This window comes from Streptomyces triticirhizae, from assembly GCF_003696235.1.
GTDB classification, from domain to species: Bacteria; Actinomycetota; Actinomycetes; order Streptomycetales; family Streptomycetaceae; genus Streptomyces; species Streptomyces triticirhizae.
In genome coordinates this window covers 14,067-36,055 of sequence record NZ_RFFJ01000024.1, presented here as the reverse complement: position 1 = coordinate 36,055, position 21,989 = coordinate 14,067, and the positions used below count along the sequence as shown (strand labels likewise).

Here is a 21,989-nt window from a genome sequence, read left to right as displayed (position 1 = left end):
CCGCCCCGTCGTGCGTCGGTCAGTCTAGCCGGTCGGTTCGGTGGGGCGGGCCAGGAGGAGGGTGAAGCGGTTCTGGGGATCGGTCCACCAGTGGGTCGGGGTCAGCGAGGCGCGGTTCAGGTCGGCGGCCAGGCGGGGGCGGCGGAACTTGGTGGACAGCTCGGTGCGCAGCGACTCCCCCTGCGCGAAGGTCACCTTGAGGTCGAGCACCGGGAGCTTGACGGTGTGCCCGTACCGCGCCCGCAGATACATCTCGACGCGTTCGGCGCCCTCGTTCCAGACGGCGTGGTGGTCGAAGGCCCCGGGTTCGAAGTCGGCGTCGAGTTCGCGGTTGAGTACCCGCAGCAGGTTCTTGTTGAACTCGGCGGTCACGCCCTGCGCGTCGTCGTAGGCGCGGACCAGCGTCGTGGGCGACTTGACGAGGTCGGCGCCGATGAGGACCGCGTCGTTGGGGGTGAGCGCCGCGCTGAGGCGGCCGAGGAAGGCGGCGCGCTGGACCGGGTCGAAGTTGCCGATGGTGGAGCCGAGGAAGGCGACCAGCCGGGGCCCCGGGCCCTCGGGCAGCGACAGCTGGTCGTCGAAGTCGGCGACGGTCGCGGTGACTCCGAGGTCGGGGTAGGCGGCCATCAGCGACTCGGCGGCCGAGGTGAGGGCATCGCGGGAGACGTCGACGGGCGCGTAGTGGCGGAGCGTTCCGCCGGCGATCAGGGCGTCCAGCAGCGTGCGGGTCTTCTCCGATGAGCCGGAGCCCAGCTCGATCAGGGTGCGGGCCCGGGTGTGGCGGGCTATGTCCGGGGCGTGGGCGCGCAGGATCTGGCGTTCGGCGCGGGTGAGGTAGTACTCGGGAAGCCGGGTGATCCGGGTGAAGAGTTCGCTGCCCCTGGCGTCGTAGAACCACTTGGGCGGCAGGGACTTGGGCTCGGCGGTGAGACCGGCGCGCACGTCCTCGTGGAGGGTGCGGGCGAAGTGGTCGTCCGGCAGGGTGTCGTGGACGGTGAGGCTGGTGGTCATGGCGCTGTTCCTCTCAGGGGGCCGGCCGCGGGGGCGGGCCGGTGGCGTGGGGCGGAAGGGGCTCGACGGTCGCCGAGGTGCGGCTGGCGCGGAGCAGCGAGTGGTCGGGCACCTCGCGCCAGCCGGGCTGCCCGGGGACGGGTTCCGAGGCGACGATCAGCTTGGCGCCGTCGGAATCCCGGTCGGCCGGGTCGGCGTCGTCGGCCGGGTCGGCGTCGTCGGCCGGGACGGCGTCGCCGGCCTGGCCCTCGTCGGCGGCCTGGTCCGTGTCGGCGCCCTGGTCCGTGTCGGCCGGCCGGTACCAGAGGCTGTCGCCGTGCCGGGTGGCGGTGACGGTGTGGCCGTCGGTGAGCAGCAGGTTGAGCCGGGCGGTGGGGCGAACGGCCGCGATGCGGGGGACGAGTTCGGCGAGCGCCGCGCCGGCCGACTCGCCGGCGACCAGGCGGCGGGCGAGCAGCAGCCAGACCAGCGCGGCGTCGCAGCGGCCCTCGATGCCGAGGAGTTCGGCGGAGGTCGGCACCTCGCCGAGGTCGGCGGGCAGGTGCTCCCACCGGTCGATCCGCCCGTTGAGGCTGAACAGCCAACGCCCCAGCGCGAAGGGCGCGCTGGCGGACTCGTCGAGCCCACAGCCCGGCGTCGCCGAGCGGACGGCGGCCAGCACGGCCCCGCTGTGCAGCAGGCCGGCGAGCCCCGGCAGGTTGGCGTCGGCCCAGACGGGGACGGCCCGGCGGTAGCGCACCGGGCCGGCGCCGTCGCCCGGCGGGTACCAGCCGATGCCGAAGCCGTCGGCGTTGACGGTGCCGCCCGCCTGGTGGCGGGGCGTCCACGCCTGTTCGTAGAGGCTGTGCGGCGGGGTGGTGAGCAACTCGGCGAGGGACCTGGGCGGCCCCAGATAGGCGAGGTGGCGGCACATCAGCGGGCTCTCGTGGACCGGCGGGCGCCGCCCCCGGCGGGCTCGGCGTCCCGGCAGGTGCGGAAGCCGGCGAAGATCTGGCGGCGGACGGGCAGGTCCCAGTTGCGGAAGGTGCCCCGGCAGGCGACCGGGTCGGTGCCGAACGAGCCGCCGCGCAGCACCCGGTAGCCCGCGCCGAAGAAGACCTCGCTGTACTCGCGGTAGGGATGCGCGGCGAACCCCGGGTAGCCGGTGAACTCGGTGGCCGTCCACTCCCAGACGTCACCCAGGAGTTGACGGGCGCCGCAGGGCGCGGCGCCCTCCGGGTAGGCGCCGACGGGGGCGGGGCGCAGGTGGCGTTGGCCGAGGTTGGCGTGGCGCGGCTCGGCGGGCACGTCGCCCCACGGGTGGCGCAGGGAACGGCCGGTGGCCGGGTCGTGGCGGGCGGCCTTCTCCCACTCGGCCTCGGTGGGCAGCCGGCGGCCGGCCCAGCGGGCGTAGGCGTCGGCCTCGTACCAGGTGACATGGAGCACGGGCTCGTCGGGCGGCACGGGTTCGACGCGGCCGAAGCGCTGGCGCAGCCAGCGGCCGTCGAGGTCGCGGTACCAGAAGGCGGGCGCGGTGAGGTTGGCCTGCCGGCGGTGGAGCCAGCCGTCGGGGTGCCACCAGCGCGGCTCGTGGTAGCCGCCGGCGGCGATGAACTCCTGGTAGGCGGCGTTGCTGACGGGGGTGGTGTCCAGCCAGAACGCGGGGATCTCGACCCGGTGGGCGGGGCGTTCGTTGTCCAACGCCCAGGGGTCGTCGGCGGGGTCGGTGCCCAGGGTGAACGGGCCGCCGGGCACGAGCACCTCGGCGGGGAGCGCCTCGCCCTGGGGCGCGCGCGGGGGCGAGGGGGCGTGCAACACGGGGCGCCCACGGCGCAGTTGGTGGGTGGCCAGCATGGTCTCGTCGTGCTGCTGCTCGTGCTGGGCGATCATCGCGAAGAGGAACGCCTGCTCGGGGCCCGCCTCGGCGAGCACGTCGAGGGCGAGCGCGCGGACCTCGGCGGCGTACCGCCTGGCCTCGGCGGGCGGCAGCAGCGGCAGCGCCGGCCGGTCGCGGCGCGCGTGGCGGAACGCGTCGTAGTGGGGGTCGAGGTCGGCGCGCAGGGGGGCGCGTGCGCCGGCGCGGCGCAGCAGCCAGATCTCCTCCTGGTTGGCGATGTGCGCCAGGTCCCAGACCAGGGGGGACATCAACGGGGAGTGCTGCGCGGTGAGTTCGCTCTCCGGCAGGCAGTCGGTGAGGTCGTGGGTGCGCTCCCGCGCGGCCCGGAGCGCACCGGCCAACGCGTCGGCGTCGAGGCGGCGCACGGGAACGGCGGGCTCGACGGCGTCGGCGCGATCGACGGAATCGACGGGATCGACGGGGTGCTGGGCGGACGAGGGGGCGACGGGGGTCTCGGTCATTCGCTTGCCTCCTGGGGGGCGAGCCGACGGGATGGAGGCCGTCGTCCCTGGGGTTCGGTCGGGGCCGGCCGACGGCCGCCCCGGGTCGCGCGGGGGCGGCCTTCGAGCGCGTCGAGTTGGTCGTCGGCCGGGCAGCGCCCGTGCTCGGCGTAGCGGTCGGCGAACGCGGCGACGTCGGCGCGGAGTTCGGCCGCGTCGGGCAGCCGCGCCAGGGCGGACTCGGCGGCGGCGAGGCAGGCGCGGACGGCTGGGCCGAGTTCGGGGTCGGCCGGGCCGTGGCGGGCGGCGCGCAGCCAGAGGTCGAGCGCCGGCAGCGCGCGCCCCCGGGTGAGCGGCTCGGTGGCGCGCCACGCCTCCTCGGCCGCGCGCGGGTCGTCGAGCAGGACGCTGGCGACGGCCAGTGGAACGGTCCAGCCGTCGCCGGACTGGGCGTCGATCATCCGCAGTTCGAGCCAGCCGCGCGGCCGCACCGGCGGGAAGAGCGTGCCCAGGTGGTAGTCGAGATCGGCGAGCGCCGGGGCGCGGGCGTCGGCGGTGGGGCCGCGCAGCCAGGAGCGGAAGGAACGGTTGGGCGGCGCCGTCCAGCTCGCCGGCGCGGCGCGGCGCACGCACAGCAGCGAGGCGTCCAGGGCGTAACGGGCCCACGCCGCGCGGGGGTCGGCGTGGCCGGTGACGTGGCCGTCGCCGGCGCCGGGCGCCTCCCCCGGCGCGGGCGGGCGGGTGCGGCCCGGGTCGATCCGGGCCCACAGGGCCTGTCGGGTGGAGCGCCAGCCGGTGGGGCGGCCCAGCCAGAGCGGCGAGTTGGCGAAGGCGGCGGTGAGCACCGGGCCCAGCCGGTGCGCCAGCGCCCAGCGGGCGCGGTAGCCCCGGGGCCCGTCGGACTCGTCGCCGGCGTCCACGCTGATCTGCACGGAGGCGGTGGCCCGCATGACCAGCCGCCCGCCGGGGCTCTGGCGGTCGAAGTAGCGTTCCATCGCCCGGTAGCGGGGGTGGTCCAGGACCCGGGGCGGGCTGCGGTGCGGGTCGAGGCCGAGGCCGACGGCCGCCAGGCCGGCGTCGGCGAGGGCGGCGCGGACCCGTTCCAGGTCGGCCCGGGTGGCGGCGACGCAGGCGGCGAGGGAGGGCGCGGGGGCGCTGCTGATCTCGACCTGGCCGCCGGGCTCCCGGGTCAGCCGGCCGCCGCCGGGCAGCGGCCCGGCGTCCGTGAGGCGGTCGAGGGCGGCGCGGCTCGCGGCGCCCGGCACCAGGGCGCCGGGGTCGTCGGGGCGCCACACCAGCCACTCCAGCTCGACCCCGGTGCGGGCGGGCGGCCCGGGGGCGAAGCAGTGGGCGGCGACATGGGCCTCGGCGTCGCGTTCGCTCAGCGGCGTGGGCGCGGACGGAGGCGCGGGAGCGGGCGCGTGCGCCGGTGTGCGCCCGGCGGCGCCGGCCGGGTCCCTCGCGGGGCGAGACGCATCCGAGGCCATCCCGGCCGCCCTCCTTGCGATTCCGATCCGACCCTTTGGTTCTGTTTCGTCGGGCCAGTGAAATCACGGTAGGACGGCCGGGGGCGACCCGCCGGGCGCTATACGGCCAGTCGGCGCACGGCCAGCTCCGCGTAGAGCGCGGCGCCCCGCGCGAGCACCGACTCGTCGAACGCGGCCAGCGGCGAGTGGTTGGTGGGCGCGGTCCTGGGATCGGCGCCCTCGGGGGTGGCGCCCAGGAAGACCATGGCGCCCGGCACCTCGTCGATCACCCGGGAGAAGTCCTCGGCTCCGGTCAGCGGGCTCTCCATGGGCGAGAACCACTCCTCGCCGAACGCCTCCCGCACCGCGTCGGCGGCGAACGCGGTCTCGGCGACGTCGTTGACCGTGACCGGATACTGCTCCACGAACCGCGCGTCAACGCCGAGTCCGTGGGCGGTGGCCACCCCCTCGCAGACCGCGATCAGGCCCTCGGCGAGCCGCGCCCTCGCCTCGTGGGAGAAGCTCCGCACGGTGGCGGCGAAGTGCGCCGTGTCCGGAATGATGTTGGTGGCCGTGCCGGCGTGGAAACGGCCGACGGTCAGCACCACCGGGTCGAAGACGTCGAACGCGCGGCTGATCCAGGTCTGGAGCGCGGTGACCATCTCGCAGGCCGCCGGGATCGGGTCGAGGGAGCGGTGCGGCGCCGAGCCGTGGCCGCCGGCGCCGCGCACCGTGACCTCCAGCACGCTGGAGGCGGCCATCGCCGGGCCGCCCCTGGCCGTGAAGACGCCGGCGGGCCAGCTGTGGGAGAGGACGTGGAGGGCGTAGGCGGCGACCGGGCGGTCGCCGGTGGCGTCCAGCACGCCCTCCTCCAGCATGTGGCCGGCGCCGTTGTAGCCCTCCTCGCCCGGTTGAAACATCAGCAGTATGTTTCCGGCCAGTTGGTCCCTGTGCGCGGCCAACAGCCGGGCCGCGCCGGCCAACATGGCGGTGTGCAGGTCGTGGCCGCAGGCGTGCATCCGGTCGGCCTCGGCGGCGAACGGCAGCCCGGTGCGTTCGACGACCGGCAGCGCGTCCATGTCGCCGCGCAGCAGCACGGTGGGGCCGGGGCGCGCGCCACGCAGCACGCCGGTGACCGAGGTCAGTCCCGCGCCGGTGGTGACGTCGATGGGCAGCCCGTCGAGCGCGGCCAGCACCGCCTCCTGGGTCCTGGGCAGTTGGAGGCCGATCTCGGGAATGGTGTGCAACTGACGGCGGAGCCGAACGAGTTCGTCGCTCATCGCCCTGGCGTCGTCGAGAAGGTTCATCGTGAGGTTCTTCCCAACTCTGGCCGGTTTCAGCGCTCTTCGCGGCCCCCGGATCGGGGCGACCGCGCCCTCACAGGGGATCGGGCCGGTCGCGGCGGTGGCCTTGGACGGGCGGCCCGTCCGTGACGGCGGGGGTGATGATGGTGGCGTTCCCCTCCGGCTCGGTCGCGGCCCGCCCGGCGCGGTCGCTGACCCGGATCAGCAGCGCCACCAGCAGCCAGTTCGCGACCGTCGCCGACCCGCCCTGGGCGAGAAACGGCAGCGCCTTGCCGGTGAACGGGATCAACCCCGTGACCCCGCCCGTGATCACGAAGACCTGGAGCGCGAGCACCGTGGAGAGCCCGGCGGCCAACAGCTTGCCGAACGGGTCGGGCGTGGTCAGCGCCGCCCGTATCCCGCGCTGGACGAGCAGCGCGTAGAGCGTCAGCACCAGCGTCATGCCCGCCAGGCCCAACTCCTCGCCGACCGTGGTCAGGATGAAGTCGCTGCGGCCGGCGAACCGCACCAGCCAGGAGTGGCCCTGCCCCAGGCCCGTGCCGGTCAACTCGCCCGCCCCGAAGCTGAACAGGGCCTGCGCCGGCTGGTCCGAGACGATCCCGGCCGGCTGCTGGTCGGGCGGGAGGAACGCCGCCATGGGGTCGAGCCAGGCGCGCACCCGCCCCTGGACGTGCTCCTGGGTCGCGGCCACCGTGACCGTTCCCACCACGGCCAGCAGCGCGCCGAAGATCAGCCATCCGATGCGGGCGGTGGCGATGTAGAGCATGGCCACGAAGACGCCGAAGAAGATCAACGAGGTGCCCAGGTCGCGCTCGTAGAAGAGGACCACCAGGCTGACCGCCCACACCAGCAGGATCGGGCCCACGTTCCGCCCGCGCGGCAGCGCCACGCCCAGCACCCGGCGGCCCACCAGGGCGAGCGCGTCGCGGTTGGCCATCAGATAGCTGGCGAAGAAGATCACGATCATGACCTTGACGAACTCGCCCGGCTGCACGGAGAAGGAGCCCACGGTGATCCAGCGCTTGGCGCCGTAGGTGTCCTCGCCGAAGAACGCGGGGGCGATCAACAGCGCCATCGCGACCGCCATGCCGAGGTAGGGGTAGCGCTGGAGCGTGCGGTGGTGGCGCAGCACCACCAGCGTCGCGATCAGCAGCGCCACCCCGATCACGGTCCAGCGGACCTGGTCGGGGGCGACGGGCGGCGAGAGTCCCGGGTCGTGGGCGAGGTGGGTGGCGTAGGCGTGGTCGAGCCGGTCCAGCAGGACCAGCCCGAGGCCGGTGAGCAACACCGTGATCGGCAGGAGCAACGGGTCGGCGTAGCGGGCGAACCGGCGCACCGCCAGATGAGCGGCGAGCGCCAGGGCGCCCAGGCCCAGCGTGTGGGCGGGCAGGCCGCTCGGCAGCCGCTCCTGGAGGGTCAGGCCGACGATGGCGTGCCCGCCGGTGACGATCGCGATCGCGAAGATCACCAGGGCGAGTTCGACATTGCGGCGGTGCGCGGTCCAGGCGCGCACCCAGGGCGGAACGTGCGGGCCCCGGCCGCCGCGCCGCCGGCCCGCGCCACGGCGGCGGGGTCTCCGCCCCGCGCGCGTGCTGCTGCGATCCATCCCCACCCCATGTGTCGTTCCGCACACGCGGCGACGGCCCGGACGGCCGTCGCGCCGGGCGGAGGCGAACGCCGTTTCGCAACCTACCCAGCGACGTTGGGCGCGTCACCCGGCGGGGGCACGGCGCATGTCGGGCGACGACCGGGGGTACCCGGACGCAACTATCGCTCGTCCCTGTTCGTCTTCAGGGTGGGGAGGGGGTGACGGCCCGGTTTCCGGCGCCGGCGCGCGATGGCCGAGGGTGACCGAGTGGGTGCCCGGACGGCGTCGGCGCGGGGTGGGGACGTGTGGCCGGGCAGGGTACTCCATCGCCCAGAAAAAGATGCACTGGTTGGGAATTCTGTCCGGATTCCCGTCGTTAGATCGTTACGGGCTTGGGAGGCAAGGGGGCATCCCGGGTCCGGTCCGAGGAGGACCGTGTGTGATCACCTCGATCACCTTTGATCAATCGCAAGGGAGCACGTATGGCAACCCGTGCCGTCGCCCGGCGTCAGGACACCGATGACAGTGTCGCGACGGGCAGTGTCCGGTCCAGCGCGAGCAGCGATGCCACGGAGCGCGACCTGGTCGGAATGTATCTGGATGAGATAGCCCGCACTCCGCTGCTCGACGCGGCGAAGGAGGTCCAGCTGTCCCTCGCCATCGAGGCGGGGCTGTACGCCCGCCGCCTGCTGGAGGGGCTGGAGGAGCCCGTGGAGGGTGGGGCCTCGGCCTCCGCCTCGCGGGAGGAGCTGGAGGAGCTGGTCCGCGAGGGCGAGCGCGCCAAGGACAGCTTCATCCGGTCCAACCTCCGCCTGGTCGTGGCCGTCGCCCGGCGCTACCCGCGCAGCGGACTGCCGCTGCTCGACCTGATCCAGGAGGGCAACGCCGGCCTGGTCAGGGCGGTGGAGAAGTTCGACTACACCAAGGGGTTCAAGTTCTCGACCTATGCCACCTGGTGGATCAGGCAGGCCATCACCCGGTCGATAGCCGACCAGTCGCGCACCATCCGGCTGCCGGTGCACCTGGTGGAGGAGCTGGGCCGCATCCGCCGAGTCCAGCGCGAGTTCAACCGCGAGCACGGCCGCGAGCCCGAACCGGCCGAGGTCGCCGGCGAGTTGGGCTCCACGCCGGAGCGGGTCCAGGACGTGCTGGACTGGGCGCGCGACCCGGTCAGCCTGAACATGTCGGTGGACGACGAGGGGGAGACCCAGTTCGGCGACCTGCTGGAGGACACGTCGGCGGCCTCGCCCGAGCAGTCGGTGCTGGTGATGATGCGGCGGGAGGGTCTTGAGGACCTGATCAGCCGGCTCGACCAGCGCACGGCCGACATCATCAGGGCGCGCTACGGCATCGAGGACGGGCGCGAACGCACGCTCACCGAGGTGGGCAAGCAGCACGGCCTGACCAGGGAGCGCATCCGACAGATCGAGAAGCACGCGCTGCTGGAGCTGAAGCGGATGGCGAACGACTCCGGCTTCGACGCGGCGGCCTGACCCGGCCGCCCGTCGGGCGGGGCGCTCGCCCCAACCACCCCGGGACGGCCCGTCGTTGACGGCCGTCCCCCCTCACCGACTCGACGGCCCCGGTGCCCACGGCACCGGGGCCGAGCACTGCCCGAAGCAGGTGTGACGGGCAACACACCGACGAGGGGAAATAACCGGGGACATCCTCCCCGTTGAGTCCCTTGTCCGAGCAAACGGGGAACATCTCCCCGGTTGTTGAAATCCGCACCAGTTGACATCCGCGCCATTCGGCGCGGAAGCACCAGACCGGTACGTCCGTGGGGGAGCAACGTGGAGACCACCATCGCCAAGGGCGGGACACGCGCCCCGCTGCGTGCCGACGCGGCGCGCAACCGGGAGCGCATCCTGGTCGCGGCGCGGGAGGCGATCGTCGAGCAGGGGCCGGACGTGGCCCTCGACGAGGTCGCTCGCCGTGCCGGGGTGGGCAACGCCACCGTGTACCGGCACTTCCCCGACCGGAAGTCGCTGCTCCACCACGTGCTGATCCACGTCAGTGACCGGATCACCCGGCGCGCCCAGGAGGCGCTGGAGACCGAACGAGATCCGTTCGAGGCCCTCAGCCGGCTGATCCTCGACTCGGCCGACGAACGCGTGGGCGGTCTCTGCGGACTGCTCAGCCTCTCGGTCGACGTGCACGGGCCCGAACTGGCCGCAGGCCGCGAACGGTTCCTGAAGGCCACCGAGGAGCTGCTCGCGAGGGCCCATGCCTCGGGGCAGCTGCGCGAGGACGTCGGCGCGGGGGACCTGCTGGTCGCCGTGAGCCGGCTCACCCTCACCGTGCCGGGCAGCACCTGCGCCCACGACAGCACTCTCGCCCGGCGACACCTCCAGATCTTCCTGGACGGTCTCCGCACCCCGCCGCGCAGCCAACTGCCCGGCAACCCCACTCACTTGGCGGACCTCAAGGACGAGTCCCGCTGACCGACCCCGGTGGCCGGTGCGCCACCGATGAGTTCGACATCACCGGCCGGTCATCCCACCGGCCCTCACGACACGCCCTGCCAGCGAAGCCTTGCCTTCTCCTGGCCTCCTTCCGTCACTTCTGACCCTCCCGATTGAGGTAACCACCCGATGCCACCCGACAACGCCACCCTGAGCAAGGCGCCGGTCGGCGCCGACCCTCGACGCTGGCAAGCGCTCTTCTTCATCGCCCTGGCCCAGCTGATGGTCGTGCTCGACGGCACGATCGTGAACATCGCCCTGCCCACCGCCCAGGCGGACCTCGGCATCTCGGCGGGCAACCGCCAGTGGGTGATCACCGCCTACGCCCTCGCCTTCGGTGGCCTGCTGCTCTTCGGCGGCCGGATCTCCGACCTGTGGGGACGGCAGCGCACCTTCGTGCTGGGCCTCGTCGGCTTCGCGGCGGCCTCCGCCCTCGGCGGCGCCGCCCAGAACGAGCTGATGATGTACGGCGCCCGGGCGCTCCAGGGGGCCTTCGGTGCCCTGCTCGCGCCGGCCGCGCTCTCGCTGCTGACCGTGATGTTCACCGACGCCAAGGAGCGCGCCAAGGCCTTCGGCATCTTCGGCGCCATCGCCGGTGCCGGCGCGGCCGTCGGCCTGCTGCTCGGCGGCGTGCTCACCGAGTACCTGGACTGGCGCTGGACGTTCTTTGTGAACGTGCCCTTCGCCGCCGTCGCCGTCGTGGGCGCCGTGCTGGTGATCCGCGAGCCGGCCGAGGCCCGCAACCGCTCGACTCTCGACGTGCCCGGGGTGCTCCTGGCCACGCTCGGGCTGGTCGCGCTCGTCTACGGCTTCAGCCGCGCCGAGCAGGAGAGCTGGACCGAGACCTGGACGGTCGCCAGCTTCGTGGCCTCCGCCGTGCTGCTGCTCGCCTTCGTCATAGTCGAGTCCCGCGTCAAGGCGCCCCTGCTCCCACTGCGCGTGGTCACCGACCGCAACCGGGGCGGCACCTATCTCGCGTTCGCCCTCTCCGTGATCGCGATGTTCGGGCTGTTCCTCTTCCTGACGCTGTACCTCCAGGTCGTCAGGGAGTACAAGCCGGTCGAGACCGGGGTCGCCTTCCTGCCGATGGTCTTCGGCATGGTGATCGGCTCCACCCAGGTCGCGCCCCGGCTGACGTCGAAGCTCGCGCCCCGCTACCTGATGGGGCCCGGCCTGGGCGTCGCGGCGCTGGGGATGCTCTGGCTGACCCAGCTCGACCTCGACTCCTCGTACACCGAGGTGATCCTGCCCGCGCAGTTCCTGCTGGGGCTCGGCATGGGCACCGCCTTCATGGCGGGGATGAGCCTGGCGACGTCCGGGGTGCGCCCCACCGACGCCGGCGTGGCCTCGGCCATGGTCAACACCGCCCAGCAGATCGGCGGCGCCATCGGCACGGCGCTGCTGAACACCATCGCCGCCAGCGCCAGCAGCAGCTACCTCGCCTCCCGCATCGCCGGAACCTCCGGCGAGGCCGCCCAGCTGCGGCTGGGCCTTGAGGCCGAGGTGCACGGCTACAGCGTGGCCATCTGGTGGGGCTTCGCCATCGTGGCTCTGGCGGCCGTGATCGCCTTCGCGCTGATCAACGCGACCAAGAGCGGCGGCCCGGTGCTCAACGCCGACGGCGAGCTGGAGGGGCAGCCGGCCCCCGTCATGGCGCACTGACGCCGGGGGCGCCCCGGCGCCGGGGCCGGACACCGTCAACCGGCCCCACGGCCCGCCGGGGCACCCCGAGGGCACGCGGCCTGCCCGGTCCGTCGACCGGGGGCCGCGCGCCTTCGCATGGCCTCCGGTTGCCGAGGCCGGGGCGGACGCGGCAGCGTGGACAGTGCGGTGGTCCCGGACGCGCGCCGACGCTCCGGGGCCATTGGCCCGCACCGCACCCGCCGTCGGCGGACACCCGCGCCGCGCCGGACGGCAGGGCGCCGCAGGCCCCCGAGCGGGGCTTGACGCCGGCCCTCGGGGTGTCGATGGGGCGTTTATCGAATGTCCAACGCGACCGACCAGTCTGGTGGCATGTCGGGAGATCAACACGGTGGAGGACGCTGGTCCGGCCCTGCGGACGTCCTCACCCACGGCCAACTGCTGCGCATGGGCGAGAAGGCCGGCACCGCGCTGCGCCGCCACGGGGTGGCCGAGGGGGACGCCGTCGCCGTACAACTGCCCATGTGCCTGGAGTCGGTGGTGGTCACCCTCGCCTGCCTGGCGATCGGGGCCCAACGGATCACGCTGCCGATAGGCGACCACCAGCGCTTCGTCCGCGACCGGCTCAACAGCTGCCGGGCCAGGGTCGTCGTCTGCGCCGACGCCTGCGAGATCGACGGCCGCGTCCACGCCGTGAAATCGGCCATGAACCGCGTCCTGGAGGACTGCCCCGACGTGCGGACGGTGATGGTGGTCAGGCAGCTCGCCCGGCCCGTGCCCTGGGAGCCCGGGCGGGACCGCTGGTGGCACGAGGAGCTGCGCCCCCGCACCCTTCCGCCCCGGCCTTATCCTGGCCGCATGAGCGAGCTGAACCCGGAGGACCCGCGCCAGGGAGCCGAGCGGCTCGTCTTCGACGACCCGCTCGCCGGCCGTTCGTCCGACGACAGCGACCACGGCTGGGGCGAGGGGTCGCCCGAGGACGCCGCCGACGGCAACCTGGCGCGCCTGATCAACGAGCGGCCGCCGCACCACATCTGAGGCGGCGGCCGGCCCGCCCCCTACGCGTCGTCGCCCTCGGCCGGGTCCGAGCCCTCGCGCCGCTCGGCCGACGCCTCCCCGGTCTCCGCGCCCGGCGCCCGCCGCTGGGCGCCGACCGAGGCCACGCCCGGAGCGGCGACGCCGGCAGCGCCACCCGTCCGCAGGGCGATCAGCTCGTCGCGGATCTCCGCCAGCAGCTCCACGTCGGTCTTGGCCTCCGGCTCCACCGGCTGCTTCGCCCGCCGCCGCTCCAGGTAGCGGGTCATGGGCAGGATCATCAGGAAGTAGACCACCGCGGCGGTGATCAGGAAGGTCAGCGAGGCGCTGATCACCGAACCCCAGCGGATCGAGATGCCGCTGTCCCCGTCGCAGACACCCCGCAGACAGGAGTCGTAGTCGTCCAGGCTCTGGGTGCCGAAGGCGCCCACGATCGGGTTGATGACGCCCTCGACCACCGAGTTCACGATGTTGGTGAAGGCTGCTCCGATGACCACGGCGACCGCGAGGTCGACCACGTTGCCCCGCATCAGGAAGCTTCGGAAACCCTCCAGGGTGTTCCGCACGCCCGCCAGCCTCTGCCCGCCGCTCCGATCTTCCTGGTTCACCGTGGTGCCTTCCTGCCGCTCCGCCCGGGCGCGGTGCGCCGAGCGGTCCGTGCGCTCTCGTCGATCCGTGCCGGTCACCGTGCACCACGCGCGGACGGGCTGTCCAATCCAGAAACCACCGCGGCAGCGCCCTCACCATCGGGCCACCGCCAGCCGGGAACCCGCCGCAGCGCCCGTCAGCTCGACCGCCGTCTCCGCGTCGACCGAGACCACGAGCTGCCCGCCGGGACCGTCCGGCCCTGCGGCGAACGCCTCGCCCTCCGCCGGCCTGGGCAGCTCGATCACCCGCACCCCGCTGGCCACCAGCCGCGCCTCCCCGGCGCCCGAGACGGCGCCCGAGACGGCGCCCGAGGCGCCCGGCGGGCCCTCGTCCACCCGGGCTGCGGAGGCGTAGAGATCGACCAGGTCGCCCACCTTCAACAGGCGCACCGAGCCCGGGTCGGCGATGCGCAGCGGCAGCTCGACGACCCTCGGCTCCGGCGGCCTGGCCGGCCGCCCGCCACCGCCGTCCCTCGACTCGCGCGGACCGTCCGCACCCCCGCTGACCAGGCCGCCCTCCTCCCGCTCCGAGGGCGGGCCACCCTGGGCCAGCAGGGTCAGCAGCGCTGAGGCGAACAGCGCCAGGGCCCCCGCCAGCAGCCGCCTCCCGCGCCCGGGCGGCCACAGCCGCCGGCGCCCGGCACGCGGCCGGATCGGCGGGAACGCCGGCACCACCACGGACTCCACCCCCATGACGCCCGAGTGACGCGGGGCACGGGCGGCGAGGGAACGAGGGCCGGCCGGCACCGCTCGGTCGACGCCGGCGCGAGGCTCGGCAGGGTGTGAGAAGGGGGCCCGCAGACGCTTGACGAAGGAGTTCATGGCGCCACCCTGCCCCTAGCGCGCCGATCTCGCTGGGGCCTGTGGACAACCCCCGCCCTGTGGAAAAACCCCTCACCCGAACGTGTGACACGCGAACCCCGCCGGCCGCCAACCTCGGCACCGGCCGGGCGGCCGAACACCCCACGCCCCGGCGGGGGTTGGGCCGCGAAGGGGATGTGGCGCCGCCTCCGAAGGCAGCGGAAACGGCGACCGGGAGGAGCAGAAGAGGCCCGGCCCGGCGCACCCCGCGCCCGGGGCGCCGGCAGTGCCCGGGGCGCCCCCAGTGCCCGGGGCAGCGAGCCCGCCGCCCCGCCCGGCCCCTCAGGGCAGGGCGATCCCCGGGTCCTGGCCCGCCAGCGCCGAGGCGCACAGGCAGTCGCGCCGCTCGGGCAGCCGGCCCACCACGTCGAAGAGGACGTCCCGCAGCCGCCCCACGTTGCGCCCGAAGACCTCCAGTACCTCCGCGTGCGAGACCCCCTCGCCCGCCTCGGCGCCCGCGTCCAGGTCCGTGACCAGGGCCAGCGACGTGTAGCACAGCTCCAACTCGCGCGCGAGGGCCGCCTCGGGGTGGCCCGTCATGCCCACGACCGACCAGCCCTGCGCGGCGTGCCAGCGGGACTCCGCACGGGTCGAGAAGCGCGGCCCCTCGATCACGCACATGGTGCCGCCGTCCACCGCGTCCCAGTCACGCCCGCGCGCCGCGTCGAGGGCGACCCGGCGCCCGGCCGGGCAGTACGGGTCGGCGAGCGAGACGTGCACCACCCGGGAGCGCTGCCCGTCGGGCCTGGTCTCGCCGTCGAAGAAGGTGCCGACGCGGCTCCTGGTGCGGTCGACCAGCTGGTCGGGCACCAGCAGGGTCCCCGGCCCGTACTCGGGGCGCAGCCCGCCCACGGCGCAGGGTCCGAGCACCTGGCGGACGCCCACCGAGCGCAACGCCCAGAGGTTGGCGCGGTAGTTGATGCGGGCGGGCGTGAGGTGGTGCCCCCGCCCGTGCCGGGGCAGGAACGCCACGCGCCGCCCCGCGACCTCGCCGAGGAACAGCGCGTCGCTCGGCGCCCCGTACGGGGTGTCGACGGTGATCTCGGTCACGTCGTCCAGGAACGCGTAGAACCCGGAGCCACCGATCACACCGATCTCGGCCAGAGGCTCGGTCGTCGAACCCTCACTCACCGAGTCCCCACCCACCGAGCCCCCGCCCACGGAGTGCGAGGCCCCGGAGGAACCGGTCGAGTTCATGCGGCGGAGGCCGCAGCGCCCGCGCTCTTGGAGGGGCCGCTGGTCAGCCCGGCGCCACCCGAGGTGGCCGCCGGCGCCGAGGAACCAGAGGAACCAGACGAGCCCGAGGACCCGGACGAGCCCGACGAGGAGTCGGACTTCTCGCCCTTGCCGCCGCTCGACGCGCCCCCGCCCGCCGGGCTGCCGCTCGACGAGGCGTTGCGGCTGTCATTGCGGTAGAAGCCGGAGCCCTTGAAGACGATGCCGACCGCCGAGTAGACCTTCTTCAGGCGCCCCTGGCAGCTGGGGCACTCGGTCAGCGCGTCGTCGGTGAACTTCTGCACCACCTCAAGACCCTCGTCGCACGCGGTGCACTGGTACTGATAGGTCGGCACGTCTTCCTCCTGGCACTCTGCACTGTGGAGTGCTAACGACGACCCATCGTGCAACATTCCGGGGCCGGAAGTCCACCGCAGTCGCCTGTGACCCGCCCGTCACGCTCCCCGTAGGCTCACCCCAGTGGCCGTATGTCTATGGTTGCTTCCACCCGCTCAGCTGCCCTGTGAAGGACAGAGATGCCCGCCAAGAAGCCCAGGCGACGCGGTCGTCTGATCGTGATCGCGCTCGTCGTGCTGCTCGTGGCCGGTGTCGGCTACGGCGCCTGGTGGAGTGTGTCCACCGTGCGCGCGTCGTTCCCCCAGGTCTCGGGGGAGATCGCGATCGACGGGCTCTCGGCGCCCGTGACGGTGGAGCGGGACGCCAACGGCATCCCCCAGCTCTACGGCGATTCGGCCACCGACCTGTTCCGCGCCCAGGGCTATGTGCACGCCCAGGACCGGTTCTGGGAGATGGATGTGCGGCGGCATATGACCGCCGGGCGCCTTTCGGAGATGTTCGGCGAGGATCAGGTCGAGACCGACGCCTTTCTCCGCACGCTCGGTTGGCACCGGGTCGCCCAGGAGGAGTTCGACAACGAACTGTCGGAAGAGACCAAGGAGTTCCTGGTCGCCTACTCGGAGGGCGTGAACGCCTATCTCGCCGAGCACAGCGGCGAGGAGATCTCCGTCGAGTACGCGGCACTCGACCTGGTCAACGACTACCGGCCCGAGGAGTGGCAGCCGGTGGACTCCGTGGCCTGGCTCAAGGCGATGGCCTGGGACCTGCGCGGCAACATGGAGGACGAGATCGACCGCGCCTTCATGACCGAGCGGTTCACTCCGGAACAGATCGAGGAGCTTTATCCGGAGTACCCGTACGACCGGAACCGCCCGATCGTGACCGAGAACGGCGCGGACGACGACGGGGGAGACGGCAGCGGCTTCTTCCCGGTCGAGGACCCGGACGGCGTCCAGGACGCGGCCGACGGCGTCACCACCCAGCTCGGCTCGCTCTCCGAGACCCTCGACGAGATCCCCGCGCTGCTGGGCACCAACGGCTCGGGCATCGGCTCCAACTCCTGGGTCGTGCACGGCGACTACACCACCACGGGCAAGCCGCTGCTGGCCAACGACCCGCACCTGGCCCCCTCGCTGCCCGGCGTCTGGTACCAGATGGGGCTGCACTGTTCCGAGGTGAGCGCGGAGTGCCCGTTCGACGTCTCCGGCTTCACGTTCTCCGGAATGCCGGGCGTGATAATCGGCCACAACCAGGACATCGCCTGGGGCCTGACCAATCTCGGCGCCGACGTGACCGACCTGCGTCTGGAGAAGCTCGACCACGGCAACTATCTGCGCGACGGTGAACAGGTTCCCTATGACACCCGGACCGAGGAAATTCGGGTGGCCGGCGGGGAGACCAGAGAGATCACCGTTCGTTCCACCGTCAACGGGCCCATCGTCTCCGACCGGCACGAGGAGTTGGAGGCCCTCGGGAGCAGCGCGCCCGTGGACGCCGGCGCGCCCGACCGGGGCAGCGGCTACGCGGTCTCGCTCAACTGGACGGCGTTGCGGCCCTCCAACACGATGGACGCCGTCTTCGGGCTCAACGCCGCGCGGGACTGGGACGAGTTCCGCGCCGCCGCCCAGGACTTCGCCGTGCCCTCGCAGAACCTGATCTACGCCGACACCGAGGGCAACATCGGCTACCAGACCCCCGGCCAGATCCCCATCAGGGGCGCGGGCGACGGGCGTTACCCCTCGCCGGGCTGGGACTCCTCCTACGACTGGACCGGGTTCATCCCACAGGACGAGCTGCCCTGGGAGTTCAACCCCGAGCGCGGCTACATCGTCACCGCCAACCAGGCCGTGATCTCCCCTGACGAGTACGCCTACCACCTCACCGACGACTGGAGCTACGGCACCCGCAGCCAGCGGATCGAGGACCTGATCCAGACCACCATCGAGGACGGCGGCAAGATCTCGATGGGCGACATGCAGGACATCCAGCTGGACAACAGCAACGAGATGGCCAAGATCCTGGTCCCGCGCCTGCTGGAGATCGACATCTCCGACCCCTATGTCCGCGAGGCCCAGGAGCTGCTGGAGGGCTGGGACTTCAGCCAGGACTCCGACTCGCCCGGCGCCGCCTACTACAACGCGGTCTGGCGCAACCTGCTCCAGCTGGCCTTCGGCAACAAGATGCCCAAGGAGCTGCGGGTCGAGGACCAGTGCCTGTGGGTGCGGCCGGCGGACGACTCCGAGCCGTTGGAGGACCTCGACGGCGAGGAGCGGCTGATCGAGGAGTGCGGCGAGCGCTCCCCCGACACGGCCCAGCCGGACGGCGGCGACCGCTGGTTCGAGGTGGTGCGCGACCTGTTGGACGAGCCGGACAGCGAGTGGTGGAGCACGCCGGCGACCGCCCAGGCACAGGGCGCGGAGAACCTCGACGAGCTGCTGGCGCGGGCCATGCGCGACGCCCGCTGGGAGTTGACGGCCGAGCTGGGCAAGGACATCGACACCTGGAGCTGGGGCCGGCTGCACCAGCTGATGCTCAACAACCAGACGCTCGGCACCGAGGGCCCAGGGCCCGTCCAGTGGCTGCTCAACCGGGGCCCGTGGAACATGGCCGGCGGCTCCGACGCGGTGGACGCCACCGGGTGGAACGCGGCCGGCGGCTACGACGTGACCTGGGTGCCGTCGATGCGCATGATCGTCAACCTCGACGACCTCGACGAGTCGCTCTGGATCAACCTCACGGGCGCGTCAGGCCACGCCTACCACGCCAACTACACGGACCAGACCGACCTCTGGGCCAGGGGCGAGTACCTGCCCTGGCCCAGCAGCCAGGAGGCGGTCAGCGAGCGGTCGACCGACACCCTCAACCTGACCCCGGCCGCCGGGGGCTGACCGGGCGGCCCCGCCGGGCCGACAGCGGCGCGCGGTGGGCCGGGGCGAGGTGCCCGGTTCACCGCGCGAACCGGTGCACGCCCTCCGGCGTGAGCGCCGCGTGCACGCGCCGGTCATGGGGCTCGTCGGGCACCATGTCGACGACCTCGTGCCCGTAGACCAACGCCACCAGCGCGGGATCGGCCCCGGACTCGGCGAGCCTGGCCAGCGCGCGGTCGTAGGAACCGCCGCCGCGCCCCATCCGCACCCCGCGTCCGTCCACCGCGAGGCCGGGCAGCAGAACGGTGTCGGCCCAGGTCACGGCGGAGGGGCCGAGACGACGGCCGGACGGCTCCAACAGGCGAACGCGGCCGGCGTGTTCGGCCTCGACCAGCCGGCCGTGGCCCTCGAACTCCGCCCAGTCCAGGTCGTTGTCCGCGAGCAGCACCGGCAGCAGGACCCGCACGCCCCGCTCGCGCAGCGCGCGCAACAGCGGTCCCGTGCCCGGTTCACGCCCCACCGAGACATAGGCGGCCACCGTGCCGGCCTCGGCCAACTCCGGCAGCTTCAGGGCCCGTTCGGCCAGCGCCTCGGCCGCCTGGGCCACCTCGTCGTCGGCCAGCGCCGCCCGCACCGCCGACAGGTCGCGTCGCAGCGCGCGCTTGAGCCGGGCCGACTCGGTCACCGCCATGCCGCCGCCCCCGTTCCCGCCGTGCGCACCCCTGAGGCCGTCCTCGCCCTCGCCTGGCCGGTCCCCCCGGTTCCTCGCGCACCGCCCCGCCGTGCGCCCCGCGTCCTTCGCTTCACAACCGTCCCTTCCACCACACCGTTCGATAAGCGGCACGTAACCAGTAGGCGACCCGCACGCCAAAACTGTTCACAACACGACGCCTCCAGGGCAAGTGTCGGGAACACACAGGCCAGATGGATAAAGTGACCGGCATGACCTCAGCGCGCCCCCGGATCAGCAAGGCTGTCATTCCCGCCGCTGGTCTCGGCACTCGGTTTCTCCCGGCGACCAAGGCCACGCCCAAGGAAATGCTGCCGGTGGTCGACCAGCCGGCCATCCAGTACGTGGTCGAGGAGGCGACGGCGGCCGGCCTCACGGACGTTCTGATGGTCACCGGCCGCAACAAGCGCGCCCTGGAGGACCACTTCGACCGCAACTACGAGCTGGAGGACCTGCTCCGCCGCAAGGGCGACAGCGAACGCCTCGCCCGCGTCCAGCAGTCGACGGCCCTCGCCACCATGCACTACGTCCGCCAGGGCGACCCCAAGGGCCTCGGCCACGCGGTGCTCTGCGCCGAACCCCACGTCGGCGACCAGCCGTTCGCGGTGCTCCTCGGTGACGACCTGATCGACCCGCGCGACCCGCTCCTCACCGAGATGATCAGGGTCAGGGAGCGACACGGCGGCAGCGTGATCGCGCTGATGGAGGTGGCGCCCGAGCAGATCCACCTCTACGGCTGCGCGGCCGTCGAGCCGGCGGCGGACGGCGTGCTGCGGGTGAAGGGCCTGGTCGAGAAGCCGCCGAGCGGCGAGGCGCCCAGCTCGTACGCGGTGATCGGCCGCTATGTCCTGGACCCGGTCGTCTTCCGGGTGCTCGCCCAGACCGCCCCGGGCAGGGGCGGGGAGATCCAGATCACCGACGCGCTCCAGGCGATGGCCGCCGACCCGGGCCTCGGCGGCCCGGTGCACGGGGTGACGTTCAAGGGCCGGCGCTACGACACGGGCGACCGCGCCGACTATCTGCGGTCCATCGTCCGGCTGGCCTGTGAACGCCCCGACCTGGGGCCGGAGTTCCGGTCCTGGCTGCGGACCTATGTGGCGGAGGAGTTGCCGCGCCTTGACTGACAGCCACGCCCGGGACGGGGGCCACGCCGGGAGCGACGGCGAGGCGCCGCCCGGCCCCCGTTCCCCCACCGAACCCTGGTCGGTCGACGAGCACCTGGCGGACGTGCTCAGCGCGGTCCGCCCGCTGGAACCGATCGAGCTGCCGCTGTTGGACGCCCAGGGCTGCCTGCTCACCGAGGACGTCACCGTGCCGGCCGCGCTGCCGCCGTTCGACAACAGCTCGATGGACGGCTACGCGGTGCGCGTCGCCGACGTGGACGGCGCCAGCGAGGCGTTCCCGGCCGTGCTGAGCGTGGTCGGCGAGGTGGCCGCCGGCAGCGGGACGTTGCCCCGGGTCGGGCCGGGGCAGGCGGCCCGGATCATGACGGGGGCGCCGCTGCCTCCCGGCGCCGAGGCCGTGGTCCCCGTGGAGTGGACGGACGGCGGGACCGGCGGCGGCCCGGCCGTGGACATGACGGGCCCGGCGGGCGCGGAGGTGCGGGTACACCGCGCGCCGGCGCCCGGGCAGTTCGTGCGCGCCCGGGGCAGCGACGCGGCGCTGGGGGCGGTCGCGTTGACCGCCGGCACCGCGCTGGGCCCGCCGCAGCTCGGCCTGCTCGCCGCGCTGGGCCGCGCCTCCGTGCCGGTCCGGCCACGCCCGCGCGTGGTGGTGCTCTCCACCGGCAGCGAACTGGTCGCGCCGGGCGCCCCGTTGGGCCCCGGGCAGATCCATGACTCGAACGGCTTCATGCTGGCCGCCGCCGCCAGGGAGGCGGGCGCCGTCGCGCACCGGGTGGCGGCCGTGGCCGACGACCCGGGCACGCTGCGCGCCACGCTGGAGGACCAACTGGCCAGCGCCGACCTGCTGGTGACCAGCGGCGGGGTCAGCGTCGGCGCCTACGACGTGGTCAAGGAGGCGCTGACGGACCTGGACCCCGCGTTCGGCTCGGTCACCTTCCGCAGGCTCGCCATGCAGCCGGGCAAGCCCCAGGGCTTCGGGCTGGTCGGCGGCGGGCGCGCCCCGCTCTTCGCGCTCCCGGGGAACCCGGTCTCCGCCTATGTCTCGTTCGAGCTGTTCGTCCGCCCGGCGCTGCGCGCGCTGGCCGGGCACCCCAGCGGGACGCTGACGCGGCCGCGCGCCAGGGCCCGGCTGCTGGCCGACGCCCCGCTCCCCTCCCCCGGCGGGCGGCGGCAGTATCTGCGCGGACGGTACGAGCCGCCGGCCTCGGGCGCGGGCCCCGGCACGGTGCGGCCGGTGGGCGCGGCCGACTCGCACCTGGTCGCCGCCCTGGCCCGGGCCGACGCCCTGATCGAGATCCCCGAGGACACCACGGAGGCGGCCCCCGGTGGGGAGTTCGCGGTGGTGCTCCTGGGATGAGCGGA

General features: G+C 73.7%; 18 protein-coding genes. 7 read left to right on the top strand and 11 right to left on the bottom strand.

Annotated elements, in window-relative coordinates; all coding sequences use genetic code 11:
• Nucleotides 1-24 precede the first annotated feature (24 nt).
• The 6 genes from egtD to EBN88_RS07285 all read right to left on the bottom strand — a co-directional run bounded on the left by egtD (nt 25) and on the right by EBN88_RS07285 (nt 7,703).
• Nucleotides 25-1,011, bottom strand: a complete 987-nt coding sequence (egtD, locus tag EBN88_RS07310) for an L-histidine N(alpha)-methyltransferase (RefSeq protein WP_122182996.1) — start codon at nt 1,009-1,011, stop codon at nt 25-27.
• A gap of 13 nt (nt 1,012-1,024) precedes the next feature.
• Nucleotides 1,025-1,924, bottom strand: coding sequence for an ergothioneine biosynthesis protein EgtC (egtC, locus tag EBN88_RS07305; protein ID WP_122182995.1), 900 nt, complete (start codon nt 1,922-1,924; stop codon nt 1,025-1,027).
• Complete coding sequence (egtB, locus tag EBN88_RS07300; RefSeq protein WP_122182994.1) at nt 1,924-3,348, bottom strand: ergothioneine biosynthesis protein EgtB; 1,425 nt, start codon at nt 3,346-3,348, stop codon at nt 1,924-1,926. The genes egtC and egtB overlap by 1 nt, the downstream gene beginning before the upstream one ends.
• Nucleotides 3,345-4,814: an ergothioneine biosynthesis glutamate--cysteine ligase EgtA gene (egtA, locus tag EBN88_RS07295; protein WP_122182993.1), complete on the bottom strand. Its 1,470-nt coding sequence runs from the start codon at nt 4,812-4,814 to the stop codon at nt 3,345-3,347. The genes egtB and egtA overlap by 4 nt, the downstream gene beginning before the upstream one ends.
• Before the next feature lie 98 nt (nt 4,815-4,912).
• Nucleotides 4,913-6,100, bottom strand: a complete 1,188-nt coding sequence (locus EBN88_RS07290) for a M20 metallopeptidase family protein (RefSeq protein ID WP_122182992.1) — start codon at nt 6,098-6,100, stop codon at nt 4,913-4,915.
• 70 nt (nt 6,101-6,170) lie between these two features.
• On the bottom strand, nt 6,171-7,703 hold the full coding sequence (locus EBN88_RS07285) for an FtsW/RodA/SpoVE family cell cycle protein (protein ID WP_122182991.1): 1,533 nt from the start codon (nt 7,701-7,703) through the stop codon (nt 6,171-6,173).
• A 464-nt stretch (nt 7,704-8,167) separates the two neighbouring features.
• Between EBN88_RS07285 and EBN88_RS07280 the strand changes: the two genes are divergently transcribed.
• The 4 genes from EBN88_RS07280 to EBN88_RS07265 all read left to right on the top strand — a co-directional run bounded on the left by EBN88_RS07280 (nt 8,168) and on the right by EBN88_RS07265 (nt 12,829).
• Nucleotides 8,168-9,178, top strand: coding sequence for a sigma-70 family RNA polymerase sigma factor (locus tag EBN88_RS07280; protein WP_122182990.1), 1,011 nt, complete (start codon nt 8,168-8,170; stop codon nt 9,176-9,178).
• Between the two features lie 300 nt (nt 9,179-9,478).
• Nucleotides 9,479-10,129 carry a TetR/AcrR family transcriptional regulator gene (locus EBN88_RS07275; protein ID WP_122182989.1) on the top strand — a complete coding sequence of 217 codons (651 nt, stop codon included), beginning with the start codon at nt 9,479-9,481 and terminating at the stop codon, nt 10,127-10,129.
• A gap of 150 nt (nt 10,130-10,279) precedes the next feature.
• Nucleotides 10,280-11,812, top strand: a complete 1,533-nt coding sequence (locus EBN88_RS07270; protein WP_122182988.1) for an MFS transporter — start codon at nt 10,280-10,282, stop codon at nt 11,810-11,812.
• A 321-nt stretch (nt 11,813-12,133) separates the two neighbouring features.
• Nucleotides 12,134-12,829 (top strand): AMP-binding protein, encoded by a 696-nt coding sequence (locus EBN88_RS07265; RefSeq protein ID WP_122182987.1) that lies wholly within the window; start codon nt 12,134-12,136, stop codon nt 12,827-12,829.
• 20 nt (nt 12,830-12,849) lie between these two features.
• Here EBN88_RS07265 and EBN88_RS07260 read toward each other — a convergent pair whose 3' ends face one another.
• The 4 genes from EBN88_RS07260 to EBN88_RS07245 form a co-directional block, all read right to left on the bottom strand.
• Nucleotides 12,850-13,356, bottom strand: a complete 507-nt coding sequence (locus tag EBN88_RS07260; protein WP_407703384.1) for a large conductance mechanosensitive channel protein MscL — start codon at nt 13,354-13,356, stop codon at nt 12,850-12,852.
• 210 nt (nt 13,357-13,566) lie between these two features.
• Nucleotides 13,567-14,166 carry a hypothetical protein gene (locus tag EBN88_RS07255; protein WP_122182986.1) on the bottom strand — a complete coding sequence of 200 codons (600 nt, stop codon included), beginning with the start codon at nt 14,164-14,166 and terminating at the stop codon, nt 13,567-13,569.
• Nucleotides 14,167-14,616: 450 nt separating this feature from the next.
• Nucleotides 14,617-15,531: an S-methyl-5'-thioadenosine phosphorylase gene (locus EBN88_RS07250; RefSeq protein ID WP_122182985.1), complete on the bottom strand. Its 915-nt coding sequence runs from the start codon at nt 15,529-15,531 to the stop codon at nt 14,617-14,619.
• The gene (locus tag EBN88_RS07245) at nt 15,528-15,905 is read right to left on the bottom strand and encodes an FmdB family zinc ribbon protein (RefSeq protein ID WP_122182984.1); all 378 of its coding nucleotides are present in this window, start codon (nt 15,903-15,905) and stop codon (nt 15,528-15,530) included. Before EBN88_RS07245 ends, EBN88_RS07250 begins: the two co-directional genes overlap by 4 nt.
• Before the next feature lie 180 nt (nt 15,906-16,085).
• On the opposite strand from EBN88_RS07245, the gene EBN88_RS07240 reads away from it, so the two are divergent.
• On the top strand, nt 16,086-18,794 hold the full coding sequence (locus EBN88_RS07240) for a penicillin acylase family protein (protein WP_122182983.1): 2,709 nt from the start codon (nt 16,086-16,088) through the stop codon (nt 18,792-18,794).
• Nucleotides 18,795-18,852: 58 nt separating this feature from the next.
• Here the strand turns inward: EBN88_RS07240 and EBN88_RS07235 are convergent, their stop codons facing one another.
• The gene (locus EBN88_RS07235; protein WP_122182982.1) at nt 18,853-19,464 is read right to left on the bottom strand and encodes a 5-formyltetrahydrofolate cyclo-ligase; all 612 of its coding nucleotides are present in this window, start codon (nt 19,462-19,464) and stop codon (nt 18,853-18,855) included.
• A 251-nt stretch (nt 19,465-19,715) separates the two neighbouring features.
• Between EBN88_RS07235 and galU the strand changes: the two genes are divergently transcribed.
• Together galU and glp are read left to right on the top strand one after the other, a co-directional pair.
• Complete coding sequence (gene galU, locus EBN88_RS07230) at nt 19,716-20,627, top strand: UTP--glucose-1-phosphate uridylyltransferase GalU (protein ID WP_122183004.1); 912 nt, start codon at nt 19,716-19,718, stop codon at nt 20,625-20,627.
• A complete protein-coding gene (gene glp / locus EBN88_RS07225) occupies nt 20,620-21,984 on the top strand; it encodes a molybdotransferase-like divisome protein Glp (RefSeq protein ID WP_267902540.1) in 1,365 nt (454 codons plus the stop codon). Before galU ends, glp begins: the two co-directional genes overlap by 8 nt.
• Nucleotides 21,985-21,989: the final 5 nt, after the last annotated feature.

Coding starts and splice junctions, on each gene's coding strand:
- egtC (WP_122182995.1), bottom strand. CDS start 1,924: ATGTGCCGCCACCTCGCCTATCTGGGGCCGCCCAGGTCCCTCGCCGAG.
- egtA (WP_122182993.1), bottom strand. CDS start 4,814: ATGGCCTCGGATGCGTCTCGCCCCGCGAGGGACCCGGCCGGCGCCGCC.
- egtB (WP_122182994.1), bottom strand. CDS start 3,348: ATGACCGAGACCCCCGTCGCCCCCTCGTCCGCCCAGCACCCCGTCGAT.
- galU (WP_122183004.1), top strand. CDS start 19,716: ATGACCTCAGCGCGCCCCCGGATCAGCAAGGCTGTCATTCCCGCCGCT.
- EBN88_RS07265 (WP_122182987.1), top strand. CDS start 12,134: ATGTCCAACGCGACCGACCAGTCTGGTGGCATGTCGGGAGATCAACAC.
- EBN88_RS07280 (WP_122182990.1), top strand. CDS start 8,168: ATGGCAACCCGTGCCGTCGCCCGGCGTCAGGACACCGATGACAGTGTC.
- EBN88_RS07270 (WP_122182988.1), top strand. CDS start 10,280: ATGCCACCCGACAACGCCACCCTGAGCAAGGCGCCGGTCGGCGCCGAC.
- EBN88_RS07250 (WP_122182985.1), bottom strand. CDS start 15,531: ATGAACTCGACCGGTTCCTCCGGGGCCTCGCACTCCGTGGGCGGGGGC.
- EBN88_RS07285 (WP_122182991.1), bottom strand. CDS start 7,703: ATGGATCGCAGCAGCACGCGCGCGGGGCGGAGACCCCGCCGCCGTGGC.
- EBN88_RS07260 (WP_407703384.1), bottom strand. CDS start 13,356: ATGCGGGGCAACGTGGTCGACCTCGCGGTCGCCGTGGTCATCGGAGCA.
- EBN88_RS07255 (WP_122182986.1), bottom strand. CDS start 14,166: ATGGGGGTGGAGTCCGTGGTGGTGCCGGCGTTCCCGCCGATCCGGCCG.
- EBN88_RS07240 (WP_122182983.1), top strand. CDS start 16,086: ATGCCCGCCAAGAAGCCCAGGCGACGCGGTCGTCTGATCGTGATCGCG.
- EBN88_RS07235 (WP_122182982.1), bottom strand. CDS start 19,464: ATGGCGGTGACCGAGTCGGCCCGGCTCAAGCGCGCGCTGCGACGCGAC.
- EBN88_RS07290 (WP_122182992.1), bottom strand. CDS start 6,100: ATGAACCTTCTCGACGACGCCAGGGCGATGAGCGACGAACTCGTTCGG.
- egtD (WP_122182996.1), bottom strand. CDS start 1,011: ATGACCACCAGCCTCACCGTCCACGACACCCTGCCGGACGACCACTTC.